The organism is Salipiger sp. 1_MG-2023 (assembly GCF_030547555.1).
In the GTDB taxonomy this organism is placed as follows: domain Bacteria; phylum Pseudomonadota; class Alphaproteobacteria; order Rhodobacterales; family Rhodobacteraceae; genus Salipiger.
Genome location: NZ_JAUOQN010000143.1, coordinates 1 through 2092, shown reverse-complemented (window position 1 = coordinate 2092; position 2092 = coordinate 1). Strand labels below are relative to the sequence as shown.

Here is a 2092-nt window from a genome sequence, read left to right as displayed (position 1 = left end):
GCGATGAAGGACTGGCACAAACTCAAGCCAGAGCTGTTCAAGAAACAGCCATATTACCTGCCGGGATGTGACAGCTATCTGGGCAGAGCTTGAACGCGGAGATTATCTAGTCCGGTTCTGTAGATGAAGACAAATATACCTATGATTACTTTATCACGCGGATAAAATGTGGAAGGCGCTTGCCAGCGATTGGCTGCATTGTGTCCTTGGATGTGAAGGTCTTAAACGCATCGGCAACCATTTCGGATAGCTGTTCTAGAACGTATTCCGCTAGTTGCTCGGTCGACCTTTCGTCGCTCTCCAGCCATTTGTCGGCTAGCTTCCCGGAAAACGTCTGTTCCACCGAGATGTTCCCATCGTTCATATCGACATAAAATTTCTCGGTCTGGCCATTCGGAAGTTCGACCTTCCAACCAGATCCTCCAAGCTGGTCGCCGATGAACATACCAGTAGCACCCTGTGGTTTGGTTTGCTCCAGCGCTCTCAACTCTTTTGGTCCCAGCGATTCCACTGTCGCAGTGGTAGCTGCTTCTAGCTTCCCCTGCTTTTCTAAGTTGTTTCTCGCGTCCCGAAAGTAAGAGAAAACCGGGTCGTCCTTCATCTGGTTTTGCTTATCGGCATACCAGCCTTCAAACGCTTCGTGCTTACCCTTCAAATTCTGCAGGACGAAGGTCACGCTTCTGGCGAATGTAAGCACATTGCGCAGACCAAGATTTTTCGTCGCCCCGCTCGGATCACGCATCATTTCAAGGCCTTTATAAGCACTCAAAAGAACTTCTTCTGCCCGCCTAAGGATTCCATCCACTTCGTCTGTCATTATGTCCCACTCCTTTGAACGACGAAGCCCGGGAACCCTCGACTGTGAGGATCCATGGCCTAGTAAACCGTTTAGCAAATTCGATTTAGCCGACAGCAGAAAGATGAGCTACTAACAATGTGTCGCACCATCATTTTTTTGAACGATTTCGGCAAGCAAACTGAAAGCACCACCTGCACGGCTGCCAGTCCAATTGCTTTTCACCCGATTGCCTCAGCCGTGCTCAGCACCCGATAGACGCTGCGCTCTGAGACCCCGAGCGCCTCGGCGATCTCCTTCCGCGTCTTGCCTGCCTCACTGAGCCTGCGCATCTCGTCAGCCTTGGTCCTCGCTGTGGGCTGGCGACCCTTGTACTTGCCCTCCGCCTTGGCCTTGGCGATGCCCTCGCGCTGCCGCTCCAGCATGATGTTGCGCTCGAACTCCGCGACCCCGCCCAACATGGTCAGCATCAGCCTGCCTGTGGGTGTGCCAGTGTCGATGCCCATGGCGAGGATCTCCAGCGACACGCCCTTGCTCTCCAGATCCTCGACGATGCTGAGAAGGTGTTGGGTCGATCTGGCCAGCCGGTCGAGCTTGGTGATCACGAGGGTGTCACCGTCACGGCAGAACTCCAGCGCCTCAGCGAGCTTGGCCCGGTGCGCCTTGTCCACTGAGGAGACCTTCTCCGCGAAGATCTTCTCACAGCCTGCCTTGCTGAGGTCGCGGTGCTGGGCGTCCAAGCCTGCTGTCTGGTCGCTGGTCGAGGTGCGGGCGTATCCGATCTTCATGGGGCTGGTCCTTCATGCCATTAGGTTTATAGACTCTATGTCATGATAGCTGCCAAATGGTCAAGACCACTTGTGTGTCATGCTCTCACTGTCATGTCAGGCACTGCCACACGACCATGCCCTGTGTCATGATCTGGTTCATGGGGCTAACGCTCAAGCCTTGAGCTATTGAGATCTCTGGCCATGCCGTTGCCTTGCTGGTGGTCTGCTTGTGCCTGTGCTTGTCCTGCTCGCCGTGCTGCTCGTCGCAGTGCTGCTGGTCGAGGTGCTGTTGCCTGTGGCCTCTCGTCCTCATCCTCGCCGCTCCTCCCTGTCGATGCCAGCCGATGCCAGCTCCTGTGCCCATGCCCCCCTATTAAAGCGATGGGGGGAGAAAGCCGCTGCGCCCTCTTCGATTGGGGTCTCAGATATTCGCCCCCAAAATGGCCCTGTTGACCTGCCACTGAACTTTCATCCAGCCGGAACCGGAGTCCTTTGGGTTGATACGCCGATTGGCGCAGGTGGAGCA

2 protein-coding genes are annotated in these 2092 nt (G+C 55.4%); both read right to left on the bottom strand.

Annotation, left to right across the window (positions count from 1 at the left end; genetic code table 11):
- Positions 1 to 145: 145 nt before the first annotated feature.
- A complete protein-coding gene (locus tag Q4543_RS24210) occupies positions 146 to 817 on the bottom strand; it encodes a hypothetical protein (protein ID WP_303442674.1) in 672 nt (223 codons plus the stop codon).
- A gap of 200 nt (positions 818 to 1017) precedes the next feature.
- Positions 1018 to 1584 carry a recombinase family protein gene (locus Q4543_RS24205; RefSeq protein WP_303442671.1) on the bottom strand — a complete coding sequence of 189 codons (567 nt, stop codon included), beginning with the start codon at positions 1582 to 1584 and terminating at the stop codon, positions 1018 to 1020.
- Positions 1585 to 2092: the final 508 nt, after the last annotated feature.